At 59.0% G+C, this 20,044-nt stretch carries 17 protein-coding genes; 10 read left to right on the top strand and 7 right to left on the bottom strand.

Features of this window, described 5'->3' with window-relative positions:
• The first annotated feature begins 136 nt into the window (after positions 1-136).
• The 4 genes from gdhA (at position 137) to MWU64_RS09525 (ending at position 5,937) form a co-directional block, all read left to right on the top strand.
• Positions 137-1,486 carry an NADP-specific glutamate dehydrogenase gene (gene gdhA, locus MWU64_RS09540; RefSeq protein ID WP_247063809.1) on the top strand — a complete coding sequence of 450 codons (1,350 nt, stop codon included), beginning with the start codon at positions 137-139 and terminating at the stop codon, positions 1,484-1,486.
• 7 nt (positions 1,487-1,493) lie between these two features.
• Positions 1,494-4,076, top strand: a complete 2,583-nt coding sequence (locus tag MWU64_RS09535) for a PEP/pyruvate-binding domain-containing protein (protein WP_247063807.1) — start codon at positions 1,494-1,496, stop codon at positions 4,074-4,076.
• A 63-nt stretch (positions 4,077-4,139) separates the two neighbouring features.
• Positions 4,140-5,408 carry a HAMP domain-containing sensor histidine kinase gene (locus MWU64_RS09530; protein ID WP_247063805.1) on the top strand — a complete coding sequence of 423 codons (1,269 nt, stop codon included), beginning with the start codon at positions 4,140-4,142 and terminating at the stop codon, positions 5,406-5,408.
• 1 nt (position 5,409) lies between these two features.
• Complete coding sequence (locus MWU64_RS09525) at positions 5,410-5,937, top strand: response regulator (RefSeq protein WP_247063803.1); 528 nt, start codon at positions 5,410-5,412, stop codon at positions 5,935-5,937.
• A 1-nt stretch (position 5,938) separates the two neighbouring features.
• Here the strand turns inward: MWU64_RS09525 and sulP are convergent, their stop codons facing one another.
• The 6 genes from sulP to MWU64_RS09495 form a co-directional block, all read right to left on the bottom strand.
• Positions 5,939-7,675, bottom strand: coding sequence for a sulfate permease (sulP, locus tag MWU64_RS09520; protein ID WP_247063801.1), 1,737 nt, complete (start codon positions 7,673-7,675; stop codon positions 5,939-5,941).
• A 7-nt stretch (positions 7,676-7,682) separates the two neighbouring features.
• Positions 7,683-8,549: an MBL fold metallo-hydrolase gene (locus MWU64_RS09515; protein ID WP_247063799.1), complete on the bottom strand. Its 867-nt coding sequence runs from the start codon at positions 8,547-8,549 to the stop codon at positions 7,683-7,685.
• Positions 8,550-8,704: 155 nt separating this feature from the next.
• Complete coding sequence (locus MWU64_RS09510) at positions 8,705-9,325, bottom strand: tetratricopeptide repeat protein (RefSeq protein WP_058342315.1); 621 nt, start codon at positions 9,323-9,325, stop codon at positions 8,705-8,707.
• Positions 9,322-10,104, bottom strand: a complete 783-nt coding sequence (locus tag MWU64_RS09505; RefSeq protein WP_022990577.1) for an SDR family oxidoreductase — start codon at positions 10,102-10,104, stop codon at positions 9,322-9,324. The genes MWU64_RS09510 and MWU64_RS09505 overlap by 4 nt, the downstream gene beginning before the upstream one ends.
• Complete coding sequence (locus MWU64_RS09500) at positions 10,091-12,283, bottom strand: AMP-binding protein (protein ID WP_247063796.1); 2,193 nt, start codon at positions 12,281-12,283, stop codon at positions 10,091-10,093. The genes MWU64_RS09505 and MWU64_RS09500 overlap by 14 nt, the downstream gene beginning before the upstream one ends.
• Complete coding sequence (locus MWU64_RS09495) at positions 12,267-12,977, bottom strand: thermostable hemolysin (protein WP_247063794.1); 711 nt, start codon at positions 12,975-12,977, stop codon at positions 12,267-12,269. Before MWU64_RS09495 ends, MWU64_RS09500 begins: the two co-directional genes overlap by 17 nt.
• 162 nt (positions 12,978-13,139) lie before the next feature.
• Here MWU64_RS09495 and MWU64_RS09490 point away from each other — a divergent pair, with 162 nt between their 5' ends.
• The 6 genes from MWU64_RS09490 to cobS all read left to right on the top strand — a co-directional run bounded on the left by MWU64_RS09490 (position 13,140) and on the right by cobS (position 19,355).
• Positions 13,140-13,826 (top strand): response regulator transcription factor, encoded by a 687-nt coding sequence (locus MWU64_RS09490; RefSeq protein WP_247063792.1) that lies wholly within the window; start codon positions 13,140-13,142, stop codon positions 13,824-13,826.
• Complete coding sequence (locus tag MWU64_RS09485; RefSeq protein ID WP_247063790.1) at positions 13,817-15,238, top strand: ATP-binding protein; 1,422 nt, start codon at positions 13,817-13,819, stop codon at positions 15,236-15,238. Before MWU64_RS09490 ends, MWU64_RS09485 begins: the two co-directional genes overlap by 10 nt.
• Positions 15,239-15,322: 84 nt before the next feature.
• Complete coding sequence (locus tag MWU64_RS09480; RefSeq protein ID WP_247063789.1) at positions 15,323-16,090, top strand: glycosyltransferase family 2 protein; 768 nt, start codon at positions 15,323-15,325, stop codon at positions 16,088-16,090.
• A 1-nt stretch (position 16,091) separates the two neighbouring features.
• A complete protein-coding gene (locus MWU64_RS09475) occupies positions 16,092-16,760 on the top strand; it encodes a VTT domain-containing protein (RefSeq protein ID WP_206854019.1) in 669 nt (222 codons plus the stop codon).
• Between the two features lie 9 nt (positions 16,761-16,769).
• A complete protein-coding gene (locus tag MWU64_RS09470) occupies positions 16,770-18,518 on the top strand; it encodes a glycosyltransferase family 39 protein (protein ID WP_247063787.1) in 1,749 nt (582 codons plus the stop codon).
• A gap of 75 nt (positions 18,519-18,593) precedes the next feature.
• A complete protein-coding gene (gene cobS, locus MWU64_RS09465) occupies positions 18,594-19,355 on the top strand; it encodes an adenosylcobinamide-GDP ribazoletransferase (protein WP_247063785.1) in 762 nt (253 codons plus the stop codon).
• 13 nt (positions 19,356-19,368) lie between these two features.
• Here cobS and MWU64_RS09460 read toward each other — a convergent pair whose 3' ends face one another.
• Complete coding sequence (locus tag MWU64_RS09460; protein ID WP_247063783.1) at positions 19,369-20,037, bottom strand: DNA-3-methyladenine glycosylase I; 669 nt, start codon at positions 20,035-20,037, stop codon at positions 19,369-19,371.
• Positions 20,038-20,044: the final 7 nt, after the last annotated feature.

The following is a 20,044-nucleotide window of genomic DNA, read 5'->3' as shown; positions in this document are numbered from 1 at the left end:
CTAGTAATGAGGAAAGCGCCAATAGTTGACCAATCGACTTGCCAAATGGTGCGTTATTGTGGTGCAATCACTGCCCTTTTTTTGGGCACCCGAATTTTTTTCGGGTTTCAATACGCGTATCCCGAGGGCTATTCCTATGACAGCAAAACTCGACGAAAAGCTGGTACCGATCTACCAGGACGTCCTTCACCGTAACCCGGGCGAGAAGGAGTTCCACCAAGCTGTGCACGAGGTTTTGGAAACTCTCGGCCCAGTTCTGGTGAAGTACCCCGAGTTCGCAGACAAGAAAATTATTCAGCGCATTTGCGAGCCTGAGCGTCAGATTATCTTCCGTGTGCCCTGGCAGGACGATCAAGGCGAGATCCACATCAACCGCGCCTTCCGTGTAGAGTTCAACAGTGCTCTGGGCCCCTATAAAGGTGGCATGCGTTTCCACCCGTCTGTTTATCTGGGCATCATCAAGTTCCTGGGCTTTGAACAGATTTTCAAAAACGCACTGACCGGCCTGCCCATCGGCGGCGGTAAAGGCGGCAGCGACTTCGACCCGAAAGGCCGTTCAGACGACGAAATCATGCGTTTCTGTCAGAGCCTGATGACCGAGCTGTATCGTCATCTGGGCGAGTACACAGACGTACCGGCCGGCGACATCGGTGTAGGCGGTCGCGAGATCGGCTATATGTTTGGTCAGTATAAGCGCATCACCAACCGTTATGAGTCTGGCGTATTTACCGGCAAGGGTCTGGACTGGGGTGGCAGCCGTGCCCGTACCGAAGCAACCGGTTACGGCACTGTGTTCTTTACCCACGAAATGCTGAAAGCCCGTGGCGACTCACTGGAAGGCAAAACGGTTGTGGTGTCCGGCTCCGGTAACGTAGCCACTTACGCCATCGAGAAGTGTCACGAGCTGGGCGCTAAGGTTATTGCCTGCTCCGACTCTCAGGGCATCATCGTTGATGAAAAGGGTATCGACCTGAAAGCGCTCAAGCAGATCAAGGAAGTTGAGCGTCGTCGCATCAGTGCCTACACTGAACTCCATAAGCACGCCAAGTACGTTGACGGCGGCAACATCTGGAGCGTTCCGTGCGACGTGGCTCTGCCATGTGCCACCCAGAACGAACTGAACGCCAACGACGCCAAGATTCTGGTAGAAAACGGCTGTATTGCGGTTGCTGAAGGCGCGAACATGCCGACTACTCCGGAAGGCATTCTGTTGTTCCAAGATGCCAAAATCTGCTACGGCCCGGGTAAAGCCGCAAACGCCGGCGGTGTGGCTACGTCTGCACTGGAAATGCAGCAGAACGCCAGCCGCGATTCCTGGACCTTCAACTACACCCAGAAACGTCTTGAGGAAATCATGATCGATATCCACAAGAACTGCTACGAAACCGCAGCCGAGTTTGGCGCCGAAGGTAACTATGTCGTAGGTGCCAACATCAATGGCTTCCTGCGTGTAGCCAAGGCCATGGACGCCATGGGCGTTATCTGATCCCGCTATGAACGGCGAAGAGTCTCGTCAGTCTCCGGACCGGGTATCTACCGGTCTGGCAGGGCTCGACGAGGTTCTGGATCACCTCAGAATCGGCGATAACGTTGTCTGGCGGGCTTCCCACCTCGATGACTATCGCCGTTTCGTCCTTCCTTTTGTCGAAGCGGCCGCACATTCAGGCCGGCAGATTCTCTACCTTCGTTTTGGCGACCATCCGCCGATCATCGAAAACCATCCCGCTGTACGCACCATCGAAATAGACGCTCTGGGCGGTTTCGAAAGCTTCACCAGCCGAGTTTGGCGCCTGATTGAACAGCATGGCCGAGGCGCGTTTTACATCAGCGACAGCCTCAGCGAATTGCTTAACGCCTGGGCAACCGATGCCATGGTGGGCAATTTCTTTCGGGTTATCTGCCCGTTTCTGTTTGAACTGGACACGGTCGCCTGGTTCGCCCTGCACCCGGACCGTCACTCGCGCATGACGCTGGACCGCATCCGCCAGACCACCCAGGTGCTTCTGGACGTACACCGTCACGACGACGATGTGCAGGTGCAACCGATCAAGGTCTGGCGACGGCAATCACCCACCATGTTCCTGCCTCACCGCGAGCTTCATGGGCAGTTTCACCCCATCACCTACAGCAGCGATGCAACGAGGGTCCAGGCCTCTCTGGAGCAGGAAAACCTCCACAATCAACCGTTGCTGGATTATTGGGATCGCCTGTTTCAGGATGCCAGCCGCGCCTTAGCCAACCAGAATCCTGGCGCCATCGCCGCGTTGCAGGAACAGGTCCTGCAAGTGCTGGTAAGCCGGGACCCGCAGATATTGGAGTTGGCCCGGCGCTATCTATCACTGGAAGATCTGCTCGCCATCCGTAGCCGGCTCATCGGCAGCGGCTATATTGGCGGCAAAGCCACCGGCATGCTGGTGGCTCGGAATATCCTGCTGAAAGACGATCCTGAACAATGGTCCGAACTGCTGGAACCTCACGATTCCAGTTATCTGGGCACCGATGCCTACTATTCGTTTTTAGTCCACAACGGCCTGTGGCCGGCCATCATGCGGCAACGTTCTGACGGCGGTTACCTGAACGAAGCCCCGGCTTTGCAAAAAGGCATTCTGGACGGCCACTTTCCGAACGAAATCCGAGCGGATCTGGAACGACTGCTTGACCACTACGGGCAATACCCGATTCTGGTGCGCTCTTCCAGCCTGCAGGAAGATGGGTTCGGCAATGCCTTTGCGGGAAAATACGACAGTGTTTTCCTGGTCAATCAGGGCTCTCCTGAGGAGCGTCTGGAAGCGCTGGAAAATGCCATTCGGGAAGTTTACGCCTCGTCCATGAGCGAAGACGCACTGGTGTACCGAAAGCGACGCGGGCTGGACCAGCGGGAAGAGCCCATGGCCCTGCTGATTCAGCGCGTGAACGGTCGCTTTCATGGCCGCTACTACCTGCCAGACGCCGCGGGTGTAGGCGTATCGCGCAATACCTTCGCGTGGGACAGCAAAATGGACCCCAAAGCGGGCATGGTGCGGCTGGTTATGGGGCTAGGCACGCGTGCGGTTGACCGCATCGAGGGCGACCACGCCTGCGTGATGGCACTGGATTACCCCACCCGCCAGCCGTTTCGCGACCAGGATGAAAGCTTTCAGTATTCCCAGCATCTGGTCGATTTGCTGGATCTGGAAACCGGACACCTCGAAACCCGTCCGCTCAGTCAGCTTCTCGAGACATCAAAAACTCTGCCCATGAAATATTTGGCAGAGGTAGACCGAGCCGCCACGAACCGAGCGGAACAAATCGGCCTTGAAGGCCCGGTCTGGCGCCTGACATTCCGACCGCTCGTGAAAGGCAGCCGCTTTATTGCCCAGTTATCGAGCCTGTTGACCACACTTGAAGCCGGCTACCGACACCCCGTAGACGTGGAGTTCACTCTGCACTTGAATGACCAAGGCGAAACGTCGTTCAATCTGGTGCAATGTCGCCCGCTGGCCACCATCGGTGAAACCGGGCCCGTTCACGTTCCTGACCCATTGCCGCGATCCCGGTTGCTGTTCCAAACCCGGGGTCATTTTATGGGCGGCAATATCAATCTGGCCATCACTCGGGTCATTCGTGTGGATGCTTCGGTTTACGCCAACCTGAACACGAGTGAACGCTACGAGGTGGCCCGGCTGATTGGACGAATCATGCGGTTGTCGGCCGAACCCACCATGTTGATAGGCCCCGGCCGCTGGGGCACCAGCAGCCCGGAACTCGGCGTGCCCGCGCGTTTTTCCGATATTGCCGGTGTCGCCGCTTTGATTGAAGTATCGGAGAATGCCGGTGACATGGTGCCGGACTTATCCTACGGCTCTCATTTCTTTCAGGATCTGGTCGAAAGCGGCATAGCTTACGGGGCATTGTTCCCGGACATGCCGCACTGCCAATACCACCCGGACCGCTTGCACCCAGACAATGCAGACAGCAAGGCTGAACCCAACAACCCGGTAGCCGCGGCCGTTCACGTACACTCCCTGACCGCAGGCCACTTGCAACTGACCGGCGATGTCCTTAGCCAGCAGCTGGTGTGTTACTTCACGGGTTGATCCGAGACAATAAGTCGCACCTTACCCCGAGGCGCAGGTAGCGCTTGCTGCTAGAATGCGGCCATGGAATGGTTCACGCACTCTCAAACCGGTTTTCGCCAGGCCGCTCGCTATCTGCTGAGCATGCGGCTGGCCATCATTGCCATTCAGTTGGTGGCGATTGCCGTTGCCGAAACCACGGTTCAACTGGCACACCGGGCTGAAGCACTGCTGGTTTGCCTGCTGTATGGTGTCTTAGCGGCTTTAGGTTGGCTCTGGTTTAACCGCCGACCTCCGCAGGCGTCTTCGCCCGTTAGCCTGACCCTGGCCATCGATCTGGCGCTGATCGGCGGGTGGCTGTATTTTACCGGCGGCTATACCAACCCATTGGTTTCCCTGTTGCTGTTACCCATCGCAGTGGCCATTATTCTGGTGCCGACACGTCAAAGCCTTGTGCTCACACTCGCAGGCATTGCAGCCTACACAGCATTAGCTCTGTGGCATACCCCGGTGGTACTCCATCACCATGACGGCGATCTGGCCCAACTGCATCTGATCGGAATGTGGGCGACTTTTGCGCTGACGGCCGCCATCCTCCTGTTGGTAGTGGGCACACTCGCCCGCCGCCTGCGACATCAACAAAGCCAGCTTTCGAGCTTTCGTGAAAGCCGGCTTCGGGATGAACAGGTGATTGCCTTGGGGCTGTCCTCAGCCGCAGTAGCGCACCGGTTAGGTACGCCGCTAAACACCATGACGCTGCTCATTGGGGAAATCCGGGCCCACACCCGGGGCAAGACCACTCCGGAGTTGTCTGAAGATCTGGACCTGCTGGAGCAACAGGTGCAGCTTTGCAGCGCACACCTGCAACAGCTGACCAAAACCGCGGTGGAAGCCAAAACCGCGCAACTGGAAACGGTAACGGTTAAACGCTGGCTGGAGCGACTTCGAGAATCAGCCACCTTGCTGTGGCCGACGGGACCGTTGCACTGGCCCGCGAACTATCCTGACGCCCACGTGAAAGTGGAGGCAACGCTGGATCAAGCGGTGCTCAACCTAATGGCCAACGCTTTGACCGCAAGCCCGGAATGGGTGTCAGTCAGCAGCCGGCTTTCAGGTGACGGGCGCGTTGAACTGATGGTTGAAGATCACGGGGATGGGCTGGAATCTTCACTTCAAGGTGCGCCGGGCGAAGAAATCGTCGATTCTCGCAATGGCTTGGGGGTTGGGCTTTTTCTGTCGAATGCTACCATTCAACGGCTCGGCGGAAGCCTGAAAGCCCAAACCAGTGGGTCAGGCACCACGATGACGATCGCTTTGCCTGTCATCACACCTCATACGAGCGGAGCGCATTAGTATGCCAGCAGAACAGTGGTTATTGGTGGATGACGATCAGGCTTTTACCCAAGTGCTGGTTCGTTCGCTTGCCCGGCAGAATATAACCGCAGCGGTGGCTCATAATCACGCCTCGGCCTTGGCCGCCCTTACAGATTCGACGTTTAATCGGTGCGTTCTGGACCTGAACCTGGCCGGCGAAAGTGGTTTGCAGCTGCTGCCGGAGCTGCTCAAACAAAAGCCGGAACTGGAAGTTCTGGTGCTGACCGGTTACGGCAGCATTGCCACTGCGGTTGAAGCGATTCGGCGCGGTGCGGTGAACTACCTGTGCAAACCGGTCACCGTTCAGCAACTGATGCGCGGCTTTGACCCCGTTGACGGCGAGCCGGAACTGCGACCCGCACCGCCTTCGGTGGAGGAAATGGAGTGGGAACACATTCAGCGCGTGTTAAACGAACACGATGGCAATATTTCCGCCACGGCACGCTCGCTCAACATGCATCGGCGAACCTTGCAGCGTAAACTGCAAAAGCATTCCCGTTGGCGCTGACTCAGCGTTCAGCAGGCACCGCCGCACCATGGTGCCCGGTCAACGTTCTCCATGCTTGATACGTGCTTAAGAAAACCTGACCGCCCATTCGCTGTAGCAGCTCCGTGCCTTTCAGGCGATCCATTACCGGCCCTTTCACCTCGGACAAATGCAAACGGACCCCCGCATCTGAAAGGCGTTCGTTCATGGCCTCAAGGCTTTCCAGCGCCGACGCATCGATCAGATTGACCGCAGGGCACACCAGCACCAGATCCTTCAGCTCCAGCTCCCGGGCCACAAGCTCGATCACGGTCTCTTCCAAGAAGCGCGCGTTGGCGAAGTACAGGCTTTCGTCCACCCGCAAGAAGGTGACTTTCGGGCACACCTCCACATCGTGCCTCAGAATATTCCGAAAATGTTCGGTGCCCGGCACACGGCCCAACACTGCGCAATGCGGGCGACTGGTGCGGTACAGGAACAAACCAATCGACAGGCCCACGCCGGCGATGATGCCCGCTTCGACGCTGTGCACCAGCGTTAGCACTATGGTCGCCAGCATGGCGCCAAAATCGGTGCGCGAGTAACGGAAGGTGCGGAGCAGGGCGGGTAGATCAACCAAGGTGACCACGGCCACAATGATGGTTGCGGCCAAGGTTGCCTGAGGCAGCCACGCAATTGCGGGTGTCAAAAACAAGGTTGCCAGCCCGATACCGACTGCGGCATAGGCTCCGGCCGCCGGCGTTTCAGCACCCGCATCGAAATTCACCACAGAGCGGGAGAAACCACCGGTCACCGGCATTCCTCCGGACAAGCCGGCACTGAGATTGGCCGCTCCTAAACCGATCAGCTCCTGGTCCGGATCAATACGCTGGCGCCGCTTAGCCGCCAACGTCTGCCCCACCGAGACGGATTCAACAAAACCAACCACACTGATCAACAAGGCACTTACGGCCAACTGGGACCAAAGCGCAGGATCCAGGCTCGGCAGTGTAAACGAAGGCAGGCCAGAGGGAATATCGCCAACCAAGCGCACGCCTTGCTGGTCCAGTCTGAACTGCCAGGCCAGCCAAGTGGTCGCCAGAACGGCCAGGATAGGGGCGGTTTTCGTCAGAATGTCAGCAAGGCGTGCTGTCAGGCCCAGCTTTTCCAACAGCGGTTTCAAGCCATGCCGGGCCCAGCACAGGAAAAACAGCGTTCCGGCACCCACCAACAGGGTTGGCACATTGATATCACCGAACGCACTGAGCAGAGATCCGCCAATATCCAGCAGGTTATGGCCGGATGCTTGCACACCCAACAGATGTTTTAGCTGACTGGCAGCAATCACCAAACCGGAGGCTGAGATAAATCCGGAAATCACCGGATGACTCAAAAAGTTCGCCAAAAAACCGAGCCTTAGAATGCCCATCACCGTGAGCATCAGGCCAGACATAATGGCAATCAGCACGGCACCGGCAATGTATTCCGCAGAGCCCAGTGCCGCCAAGGGCGCCAAAGCCGCAGCGGTCATCAACGAAACCACCGCCACCGGCCCCACCGAGAGGGTGCGACTGGTGCCGAAGACCGCATAAGCCACCAACGGCAGAATGCTGGCATACAGGCCAACCTGAGCCGGCAGACCCGCCAGCAGCGCGTAAGCGAGCGATTGGGGTATGAGCATTACCGTCACAATCGCTGCCGCAATTAAGTCGCTGGTGGCCTCACCACGGCCGTACACTGGAGCCCATTGCAGGATTGGCAAATAACGTTTGAGGTTCATACCCGGCTCAGAACAGGTTCAGCGGAACTTTCAGATAGACCTGCCCATTATCCTCCGCTGGAGGCATCTCACCGGCCCGCATGTTCACCTGAACCGAAGGCAAAATCAGACGCGGCATATCCAATGTCGCGTCACGCTCGGTGCGCATCTTAACGAACCCATCCTCGGAAACCCCTTCGTGCACATGCACGTTGGCTTCGCGCTGTTCAGCCACCGTGGTCATGCAATGGAATTCCTCCCGGCCCGGCGCTTTATAGTCGTGGCACAGGAAAATTCTAGTCTGCTCCGGTAGGGCCAACACTTTTTGGATCGAGCGGAACAGGGTACGGGCATCACCACCGGGGAAGTCACAGCGGGCTGTACCGTAATCCGGCATGAACAGGGTGTCGCCTACGAAGGCGGCATCGCCGATGACGTAGGTCAGGCAGGCCGGGGTATGACCGGGAGTATGGAGCACGTGCCCTTCCAGTCCACCAATGGTGAATGTGTCGCCTTCTTTGAACAGCCGGTCAAACTGACTGCCATCTCGGGCGAACTCGGTGCCTGCGTTAAAAGCCTTACCGAAGATTTCCTGAACATCGGTAATACGGGCGCCAATACCAGTTTTACCACCCAGCTGCTCGTGCAGATACGGGGCAGCGGATAAATGATCCGCGTGCACGTGGGTTTCCAGAATCCACTCAACTTTTAAATCATTGTCGCGAACGTACTGGATAATGGCGTCAGCGGAACGAACGTCGGTACGACCGGCCGCGTAATCAAAGTCCAGAACCGAATCGAGGATGGCACAGGCCTGACTGTCCGGATCCCGCACCACATAGCTGAACGTGTTGGTGGGTTCATCGAAGAAATGCTGAACGATAGGCTGAGTCATGGTATTCACCTTGGATGTCGCCGATATCTATGATTTGATCTAAGGATATACTGAAACGATATATAAGGTGAAATTCTGTTTTCTTATATAGGCGATAAGCTCGATGCATCACACCGGGCACCGGAACACGTTCCGGCCCCCGGCAGGGTGTTTGCTCAGCGTTGCCCGAGAAGCTGTGTGGCCTCGCGGCGGCGACCGTCATCTGCCAGCTCACGACCCGGCCTGCCTGGCGCCGACAGTACTTTTTCCAGGTACACCCGCGCCCGCTCCGGCTCATCCTGATCCAGCAGAAAATCCCCGAAAAAATAATTGGCATCAATGCCATCAGGGTTGATCGCCAGGGCTTTTTGCAGATAACTCCGCGCCTTGCTGTCATCCCCGAACCCCAGCGGCCAACCCGGCACCTGGTAGTATAGACTACCCAGAGACGTGTAGGCCGAGCCATCCAGTGCCTCTGGATCGATGTCCAGTGCCGCTTCCAGTGAAGCCCTGGCCTCTTTTACCAGCCCCAGGGCGCCCAGACCGCCTTTGGCGCCAGCGTAGGTGCTGAGCACAATACCCTGCCAGATCAGCGGTTCGGCCCGGCCCGGGTAATCGGCGACAAAGGTCTCAGCGTCCCTGGCCAGTGCTTCAAACGCCTTTTCCCTGTCGTCCTCGGGCAACTGATACTGGATCTCGGCCCAGCGTTGCTGAATGTGCACCAGCTCAGCCTGTATGTCCTGAGCCCACAGAGGCATGGCCAGGACACTGGCCAACATCATTGCTATCCACTTCATGACATTGCTCCTGAATCCAGAAAGCGCCGGATGACCGGCAGTTGTTTCAACATGGCTTTATCCACCATCTTCGGCAGGATGCCGTTGATCACCACAAACAGTTTTTCCGGCCAGCCCAGGAAGCGCCGGCGCTCATCCTTTTCCATGGCCTGAAGAATCTGGGCCGCCACGGTTTCCGGAGCGTCCATGGCATTGCCCAGCGCCCGGTTCAACTCGTTCACCGGCTCCGGGTTCATGGCCGTGGCGGTCGCCCTGGGGGCCACGTACACCACCTGCACCGGGGTATCCGCCAGCTCCCGGCGCAGGGCTTCGGTAAAGCCGCGCAGGCCGAATTTGCTGGCACAGTAAGCGGTGTAGCCCGGGAACCCGATACTGCCGAAGGTGGAACCCACAAACACCAGGCCGCCCATCCCCGCTTTACGGAACCGCGGGACAAAATGCCGGGCGACCAGCATGGCGGAACGCAGGTTGACCATGAGCTGGGCGTCCAGGTCGCTGACCGCCATGCCCTCCAGCGCCGCAAAGCGGTTCTGGCCGGCGCAGTGGATCACGCCATCAATATCCGGATACACCTCGGTCAGCTGTTGCAGTTGCCGGTCCAGTTCCAGGCTGGCCAGCTCCAGGTGCACCGGGGAAACGCCTGCGCGCTTTTCCAGCCGCTCGGGATGGCGGGTCGCCACAATCACCCGGGCACCACTTTCCACCAGGGGGCTGATCAGGGCCTGGCCAATGCCGCCAGTGCCGCCCAGCAGCAGAAAGGTTCGGTCATGCAGCCTCATGGCGCTGCTCCTTGTTACTGGCCGGCAGCGGAATGCTGTGCAGCATGTCGCCGTAAAGTCGATACACCATGCGGGCCGACTCGATGATGACCTGCTGGTCGTCCGGATCTGTAATGCTGTCCATCAGGTTGCGGAAAAACTCGAAGTGCTCCTGGTCCAGTGCGCCGTGAGAATACAGATAGCTGAAGGCCTGGTCAGGCAGGCCCAGCTGTTTCTGGATGGCTTCGCCCAGCGGCGTGGCCAGTTCGATGGAGGTGCCTTCCAGTACCTGAACCATGCCGAAAAAGGCGGCCGGGTTGCCGCGCTGGATGCGGTCGTACAGGTAAGCCACCATCAGCTCGATGGAGGTATCCGGCTGGCCATGGCGGATGGCTTCCTTGTCTTCACCACAGGCTTCCAGGTCGTTCAGGATCCACTCGTGGTGGCCGTATTCTTCCTCGATGTATTCCACCAGCGCCTTGCGCACAAACTCCAGCCGCTCAGGGAGCCGCCCGCCGCAAGCCATCATCAGCGGTACCGTGTGTTTCACGTGGTGGTAGGCCTGGGTCAGAAACCAGGTGTAGCCTTCAAGGTCAAAGCGACCCTCCTGGATGGCTTGAATCACCGGGGCTCCGGTGACATGGGCCCGGGCCTGTTCGGTTTCGGATTGCAGTCGGTCAAAAAATGCCATGTTGGAGACTCCTGGCGTTGTCTGTTGGGGAGAAGTGCCCGCAGGCACAGAAAGATTCATAAAAAGGGGAAAGGCTTCGGCCATGAGCATGGGCAGGTCAGCCTGAATCTGGTGCCGCACCGGGCGACCGTTGGCCGTGATGTGACCCTCGGCCTGGGTCAGCCGTTGCCGGCGCAGGTACACAGCCTGCAGGCGGGCATAATCCGGCAAACCGGCATTCAGCAACGTCAGGGCCGCACGCACATCATCAGGGCTTCGATTATCGGTGATCACCACCAAAGCACCGGGTTGTGGCTCACCATCGCCAAATACCACGGCCTGAGTGGCCCCCAATGCCTGGACCAGTTCACTTTCCAGCCATTCCGGGCTGATGTTCCGGCCAAAGCTGGTGATCAACAGATTCTTGGCCCGGCCGTTGACGGCCAGAAAGCCCTCGGCGTCCTGGTCGCCCAGATCTCCGGTATCCAGCCAGTCATCGGCTTGCGGCTCATCACCGAGATACCCCAGATGGGTATTGCCCCGAACCAGAATCCGGTGTTCGTTATCCACCTTTACCTGCACATGCCCCAGGGGAAGGCCCACCGAGCCTTCTCGCTCGGCTCCGGGCACGTTCAGCGCCACCACCGAGCCACATTCAGACAAACCGTAGCCCTCGTACAGAGGCAACCCAATCGACCGTCCCCGGGCCAACAGGTCCGGCGATACCCGGCCGCCGCCGACCGCCAGGAAGCGAAACGAATCCGTTGTCAGCAATCCCTGCTCGCCGGCATTGACCAGCGCCATCGCCAGCTCAGGCACCAGAATCACGGAATGGGGTTGATGCCGATTCAGGCCGGCCAACAGCTGGCCGAGATCGAGGCCACTGCTGCCGGTCATGCCCAGAGTCTGCAACGGGGCAACCGTCACCGTGGCGCCCATCAGCAGGGGCAGGTAAACCCCGGCAATGTTCTCCAGCAGGGTTGCCAGCGGCAGAATGCACAGGTGTTGCTCCAGCTCCACACCTTCCAGCCGCTGCTGCAGCGCACCGGCGGTCGCCGCCAGCTGCTGCGCCGACAGGCACACGCCCTTGGGGGTACCAGTACTGCCGGAGGTGAAGGTAATCTTGGCGGTGTGTTCCGGCATCCAGGAGGCAGCAGGGGACACCGGCACATGTCTCAGCCAGACGCCATGACCGATCATCTCCGCCTGTTCTGCTTCGCCACTGAATACCAGGGCATCCAGCCCGGCCCGCTGAATCAGGTGCTCGTTCTGGCTTCTGGAAAAAAACACCGGCACCGGTACACACACCACCTCTGCCATCAGGCAGGCCAGGTCCGCCACCACCCAGGCCGGGGTGTTGTCGCCACACAGCCCGATGCGTTTGACGCCCAGATTTCGCAACTGATCAGCCACTGCTCCGGCTGCGCGCCACAAATCCTGGTAACTGAGCCCGGCATCCGGCCCGCGCAGGGCGATGTGATCCGGATGCTGCTGTACGCGCCGGAGCAACAGATCAGGCAAGGCGGCCATAGGCACCTCCCAGGTCCGCCTGCGGTTTATCCTCGGCCGCAACAACCGGCTGCACCAGCTCCAGCAAGCCGGCGGCGCGCAAGGCCGCCATACCATCAGCGACCTTGATGGTCATCACCACCGGATGATGGTCGTAATAGCGACCCCAACCAGCGCCGCCATCCGGCAATTTTGAAGGGTCGGCATCCGCCAGCACCTGCGTGGCGATGCCGAGCCGATGGAAACTGTTGCGCAACTGGTCGGTACCGGTACACACCACCCAGTCATAGCCGGCAGCATCCAACCACACTGAGAGCGAGGCGAACAGATAGCGGCTGACCCCGGCTTCCACCCCGGCCAGGTGGGCAATTTCGGCAATACCGCTGCGCCTTGTTCCCGGTTCCGGCATCAGTGTTTGCACCGGCACCGACAGATAGTCCTCCAGAAACAGGGTGTCAGTCGCAGCATTTCGGACACCGACCGCGGCCATCAGGCTGCCCTGGGCCGTAGTCAAGGCGAGCAGGGAGGGGATACGCAGGTTCGGTTCGGCGCCGTAAGCTTGCTGAAAGCGGCGGCGAATGAAGGCCGCAACGCTCTCCGCCATCCCTGTACCAGGCACGATTTCACTGAACCACCGTCCGGCGCAACGAAGCAATGGCACGACATCTGGAGCGTCCGGCGGACAACAAGCAGAAATGGTCAACGGATCAGTCATCAGGGTTCTCCAACAGCCAGGGCCAGGCTGGCCCTCTGGTCACGGCTGCCAGATTAGGTGGAGAGTCTTAACCCATCCTTAAGGCAGTGTCGGAGATTTCTTAAGCCCGCGTTAAGCTTTCTGTGGCACACTCGCCAGGATCACATTTAGCAGGAACCATCCATGCGCATACTGTTGGTGGAGGACGACCATCCACTTGCCCGCACAATGCTGGACATGCTCCGGCAGGACCAACATACGGTCGACTGGCTCGACGACGGCCAGCAGGCTTTGACAGCGCTGAAGCAAGACCATTTTGACCTGGTCATACTTGACCTGACTTTACCCCGGCTCGATGGCCTCGATGTTCTCCGGGGCGCAAGGCAGGCCGGGAACCACACACCCGTGATCATTCTGACCGCTCGCACCGAACTGGATGAAAAGCTCCTGGGCCTTGATGCCGGGGCGGACGACTACCTGACCAAACCTTTCGCCATGGCCGAACTGAAAGCCCGGATGCGTGCAGTAACCCGGCGCGGGGCTTCTACCAGCGGCGATGCCGAGCTTCAGGTGGGGCAAATAAAACTGAATACCGATACCGGCCAGCTTGTGGCAGGTGGCGAAACATCCGTACTGCCTCGCAGCGAGTTCCAGATTCTTCACTACCTGATGCGACACCCCGGCCAGGTTGCCACGCGCCGGCGCCTGGAAGAGCAGCTCTACGGTTGGGATTCGGGCGCTGAAAGCAACGCCCTGGAAGTACACATTCACCACCTTCGCCGCCGGATCGGCAAGCCCGTCATACGCACCATTCGTGGCGTCGGCTACGTTCTGGATCCCGAGGCGGCGGGGGCATCCGCATGTCGCTGACTCGCACGTTAACGCTTCTGGTTACCTCGACAGTGCTCCTGATCGCACTGATCGCCTCCCTCTGGAGTTATATCGAGAGCAATCACGAGCTGGAGGAACTGTTCGATGCCGAGCTTGCCCAAAGCACACGCATTGTACAGGGGCTGGTTCGCCATCTGGTGGACACCCAGGCCATTGAGCAGTTGCCGGCAACCCTGAGCGAGACCCTGACGCTGCCACTTGATCCTGCGGTTGAACTTGACCTGGAAGCCGATGAAGACGAAATCCTGCCCGGCGGGGTTGGACACAAATATGAGAAGAAACTGGCGTTTGAAGTGTGGACGCCAGAAAGAGAACCCCTGCTGGACACCCTGAACTCGGATGACAATCTGGGGCTGGCTCCCGGTTATTCCTGGGCAGAATCACGCGGCCATCGCTGGCGCACCTTTACCCTGCAGGATCCGGAAACCGGATTCTGGATACGCACCGCACAACGGGAAGACATTCGAGGCGAACTCAGTCAGGAACTGGCACTCGGGAACGTACTGCCATTAATTCTGGCGTTACCGCTGCTACTCGTGGCAGTGATTGTCGCCGTTCAACTCGGGTTCCGCCCCCTCGCCAGGCTGGAGAAACCCATCCGACATATGGCGCCGGAGCGTATACATCCGCTCGACGACCGACAGGCACCAAAGGAAGTCGCTGGCCTGGTTCAGGCGGTGAACACCTTGCTCCGACGCCTTGACCTGGCCCTCGAGCGCGAACGGCGGTTTTCCGCCGATGCGGCTCACGAGTTGCGCACCCCCCTCGCAGCCTTGCGTCTCAATCTGGAGCGGGCCTGTACGGAACATCCGGAATTGTCGCAGGACCTGATCCAATCCGTCGATCGCATGGTGCACCTGGTTGAGCAGATGCTGCTACTCAATCGCGTGGACTCCAGCATTGACTTCGTCCCGACCCGGAACAACCTGTCGGCGATCCTTGAACAGAGCGTTGCCGACGTTGCCCCCCTGGCACTGAAGAAACAGATTGACCCCGTACTGGAGGATAATACCGATCAGGCAATGGTTCTGTGCCATAGTGCCCTGATCAATACCCTGATGCGCTCCCTGCTCGCCAACGCCATACAGTACAGTCCACGGAACACTGTCATCCTGACCCGCCTGATCGCTGAGGGCGATGGCTACAGCATCTCTGTCTGCGATCAGGGCCCGGGCATTGACGCTGGGGAACGAGAGCGCGCCCTCAGTCGCTTTGTCCGTCTGGATCAACGCCAGGGAGGAGGCGCCGGGCTTGGACTTGCCATCGCTCGCCGGATTGCCGAACTGCATGGCGGTCATCTGGTTCTGTCAGACCGGCCAGACGGTGGTTCCGGCCTGTGCGTCCGGGTCTGGCTACCCACCAGTTACCGATGCGAGCAGCACCGGCGTTAAGGTTTGATTAAGGTTGGAAGCTGATACTTGCTCCCGTTACCAGGGCCCTGAGTCCCTGGATGCCACTTTCGGGAGAGCTTTCTGATGCCACGGCAACCGACCCTTTCACTGGTCATACCTGCAAAAGACGAACAGGACAACATCGCTGCGCTGCTGACGGAGGCGTTTACCGTCATGCGCGACTATCCAGAATTTGAAATTGTGCTCGTCGATGATGGCAGCAACGACCGAACGCTGGAGACTGCCCGTCGCACAGCCGCAGTGCTCAACGGCAACCTGAACGCAGTTCGACATACCCACAGCATTGGCCAGAGCGGAGCACTGGCCACGGGCATACGCCAAGCCCGAGGTCAATGGATCGCCACCATGGATGGCGACGGCCAGAACGACCCTGCCGACATCCCGGCATTGTTGCAAAAAGCCAGCAGCGTGAACCAACAGGATTTCTGTATTGCCGGTTACCGTCGGAACCGGAAAGACACGCCATGGAAACGCTTTCAGTCACGACTTGCCAACCGCATTCGCAATGCGTTTCTACATGACGGAGTGCCAGACACGGGATGTGGTCTGAAACTGTTCCCTCGCGCCACTTTTCTCAAGCTGCCCTGGTTCGACCACGCCCACCGCTTCATTCCCGCACTGGTAAAGGGGCTGGGGGGCGACATTGCCGTTGTTGAAGTCAATCATCGGCCACGCACCGCAGGGGTATCAAAATACAATGCCTGGAACCGCGCCTGGGCCGGCATTGTCGATATGATCGGCGTTCTGTGGCTGCTTCACCGCACACGGGTGCCCCGGATCGCGAGCGTCGCAGAAAACGGCGACGAACAACCCATCACCGATCATGCATGATATGACCACGGTTTTTCGCTGGCTGGTCCTTATCAGCCTGCTTGTTGCCGGCTATTTCGCCATCAACGGACACTGGCTCGGGCTCATCACCGACCAGGTAAGTGTCGCCAACTTCCTGCAAAGGTATGGATGGCCAGGAGTTGCCGCAATCACCCTGCTCGGCGCACTGTTCACCGGATTTGGCGCCCCCCGGCAAGCACTCGCCTTTATCCTTGGTTTTGCCAGCGGCAGCGTGGAAGGTGCAGTCATTTCGACGCTTGCCACCGCCCTTGGCGCAACTGGCTGCTTTTACGCCGCCCGGTGGCTACTGCGGGCACCACTCATACACCGTTTTGAACTTCGCATGCAGCGCTTCGACAGCCTGTTCACGGAAGGCACCCTGCTCAAAATCCTCATGATCAGGCTGTTGCCGGTAGGCAGCAATCTTGTCACCAACCTCCTCGCCGGGTGTTCCGGGATACGATTCGTCCCGTTTTTTTGGGGCAGCGTTCTTGGCTACCTGCCCCAGATGGTGATCTTTGCAATGGCCGGCGCAGGGATTGGCCAGGCCCGTCTTGACCAGCTTGTGGTAAGCGCGGTTCTGTTCGCGCTGGCAAGTGCCATTGGCGCTTACCTGTATCACAACCAGCGCAATCAGACCCTTGCTGATTCCGTATCTGACCCCTCCTGAGTTGCAATTATGACACTCGACTTCCGTCTTCGGCGTTTACCCGACACCTTATTCAATCTGCCGTACAATCAATTGTTACTGGTGGTACTGGCCTTCGCGGCACTCATGATTCTGACCGGCATCGGGTTACGCTCCCCGTGGCCCGCCGACGAACCGCGATTCGCCGAAGTCGCCCGGGAAATGGTGGCCTCCGGGCAATGGCTGCTGCCCATGCGGGGCGGCGAACTCTACCCGGACAAACCACCGGTGTTCATGTGGGCCATTGCCTTTTTCTACTGGCTGACCGGCAACCTGAAAATCGCGTTTCTACTGCCGAACGCCCTGTGCAGCGTGCTAACACTGGGCCTGGTGTTCGATCTTGCCACACGCTTGTGGAATCAACGCACGGGCACCATCGCCGCATTGCTGCTGATGCTGACGCCCCAGTTCCTGATTCAGGCCCAGCGAGCCCAGATTGATGCCATGGTGGCCTGCTGGATCATGGTGGCCTGTTACGGTCTGATCCGGCATTTTTTCGTGCAGCCGTCCTGGCGTTGGTATTTCGTGGCCTGGGCCTTTATGGGGCTTGGCATTATTACCAAAGGGGTTGGCTTTCTGCCCGCCTTGCTGTTCATTCCGATGCTGGCCCTGAAACTGCAGGACACTTCTCGGTTTCAGGGCACACTCCGCTGGCGCTGCGCCCTCGGGCCCCTGGTCATGCTGGCCGTTGTGGCAGCCTGGCTGGTGCCGATGGTTCTGACCGTCAGTCACCTCGGCACCGACGAGGCCCTGGCCTATCGCGACAACATTCTGTTCAAACAGACCGGTGAGCGCTATGCCGATTCCTGGGGGCACATTCAGCCCTGGTATTACTACCTCGCCAGCGTGATTCCCTCGCTGTGGTTCCCTCTGCCGCTGCTATTCCTGGCACTGCTGCGGCCCATTCGTGAGATTCTCAAACACAGGCTGGACGTGGTGGTTCTGCTGGCATGGATCGTGTTGGTGGTGACGTTTTTCAGCCTGAGCCCGGGCAAACGCGGAGTCTATGTGCTCCCGGCTTTGCCGGCACTGGCCCTGAGCCTGGCCCCGGCATTGAGTGGACAAAACCCGGCACGCTGGTTCGGGGCGGTCATCAGTGTTCTGCATCTGCTGCTAGGTGCAGCCTTGGTCATCCTGGGCGTGCTAGCCTGGCATGACCACCCTCGTCTGGTGGAAAAGGTCGCTGACTACACTCAGGATCCGGCTCGACTGCACGAAGCCGGCACCCTGTTGTTCACCCTTGGGGTTGTCTGGGTCGCAAGTCTCATGGCGCTCTGGCGCTGCCGGGCACTCGGGCGCTGGTTCATTGCCCTGATGGTGAGTTGGCTGGTGTTCACAACCTGGGGTTATCGGATTCTCGAGCCATTGCGCACACCCAGAAATGTGCTCGCCGCAGCCGAGCAGTTCGTACCTGCCGACGGGCAGATTGGCATGATCAATTTCCGGGAACAGTTCATTCTGTTTTCAAAGCGGGACTTTACCCATTTCAGTTACTTCAGCGACAGGGAACAGGAAAGCCGCAACGCATGGCTCTGGATGCGGGAGACACCGGATAGCTATTTAATGGTGGCTGAAGACGGAGAGCTTGGCTGTTTCAATAAACAGGGGGCCCGACCGCTGGGCACCGCTCACCGGGATACCTACGTGCTGCTGAGCGACCAGGACATGAAGGACAGCTGTGCCCCCCCGGACAAGGTGACACGCTTTACCACCGACAACCCCGGGGAGTGGCTGGACTGATGCTACTCTGAGAACGCCGCAAACTTTGCTGGTCTCACGTACAATGGGCGCTTTTGAATTCTCAAGGAGGCGCCCTTGCTCCCTCGCTCGCGGATTGCACAAGAATGGCAGGCTTTCTGGCTGGCACTGGGATTCCTGACTCGTATCCCCATGCTCGTCCGGATTGATTACTCCCAGCGCCTGATGAACCAGAGCAGCGTCTATTTTCCCCTGGTGGGCCTTCTGCTCGGCCTTGGCAATTGCGCCGCCTACTTTCTGTTCTCATTGGTGGCCAGCCCGCTGGCGGCCATTATCCTGGTAGTTATTCTGCACCTGTTTATCACCGGGGCCTTCCACGAAGATGGCCTGGCGGACAGTGTTGATGCTCTCGGCGGCGGCTATACCGTTGAAAAACGGCTGGAGATCATGAAAGACAGCCGGATCGGAACCTATGGCACGGTGGCACTGGTGATGGCCTTGCTGCTGAAAGTAGCTCTGCTGGCTGAGGCTGAATTGATCTGGCTTGCGTTGCTGGTGGCACCTGCGGTTTCCCGGCTGACACCGCTGATATTGATGGCCTGCCTGCCGTACGTCACTGACCCCGACAAGAGTAAATCCAAGCCGGTGGCAGACGGTTTCTCCCGCAGCCGCTTGCTGGCGGCCGCGGGGTTTGTGTTGTTGCTGGCAGCCGGATTATCACTCTGGCAGCCGTTACTGATTCCGGCAGCCATAACGGCCGTCCTGCTGGTTGCTGTGTTCTGGGGCAGCTATCTTCGTAGCCAGCTTGGCGGCTACACCGGCGACACCCTGGGCGCAGCTGTCGTGTTCAGTGAACTGGCGCTGTTGCTGTTTCTCTAACGTGGGGGCATCGTCAGTTATCCACCGTGAAGGACACTATCCGGGACAGGTGGCTGATGGGCATTTCCGTCTCTTCGTGCCAACGGTTGAACGCCTCCTGGGCCTGGCTCATGCCTTTCTTGCTGGCCGGTGAGGCATCCAGTATTCCGGCCCGGGTCATGGCGGTAACCACATCGTGGGACAGGATAAAACCATCCCAACCCACCCGGCGCAGGAAGTACTGGGCTGAGTTCCCCCCCAGACGCTCACCGTTACGCTTCAGGTAGAGCAGCAGCCCCACCTGATCGGTCGACGGCCACTGGGCCAGAAACTGACCAAAGCTGCCATGGTCTTTCGCCACATCCATGATCATCCGGGCATTTTCCGGCACGGTCCGGATCTTCTGCATGTTGCGAACGATACGCTCGTCTGTAGCCAGCTGCTCGAGCACTTCTGGCGGCACCTGCTGCCAGTAGGCGGGCACAAACCCTTCGAAGGCCGCCTCAAAATCCGGCCACTTGTTCTCGATTACCCGCCAGACAAAACCAGCCTTGAAAATGCATCGGGTGATCTCGGACAGGTAACGGTCGTCGCCGATCTCCGCCAGACGATGCTTTTCGGTGACCGGAGGCAACAGGGATTTCAGGGCCTGCTCGCCACCCTTCCGGGCCAAGGCCTGCTGGTAAAACACAGAAAACTTCATCTCACCC

Source organism: Marinobacter sp. S0848L, from assembly GCF_023016065.1.
Classification (GTDB): domain Bacteria; phylum Pseudomonadota; class Gammaproteobacteria; order Pseudomonadales; family Oleiphilaceae; genus Marinobacter.
This window is presented reverse-complemented; position numbering and strand designations above follow the sequence as displayed.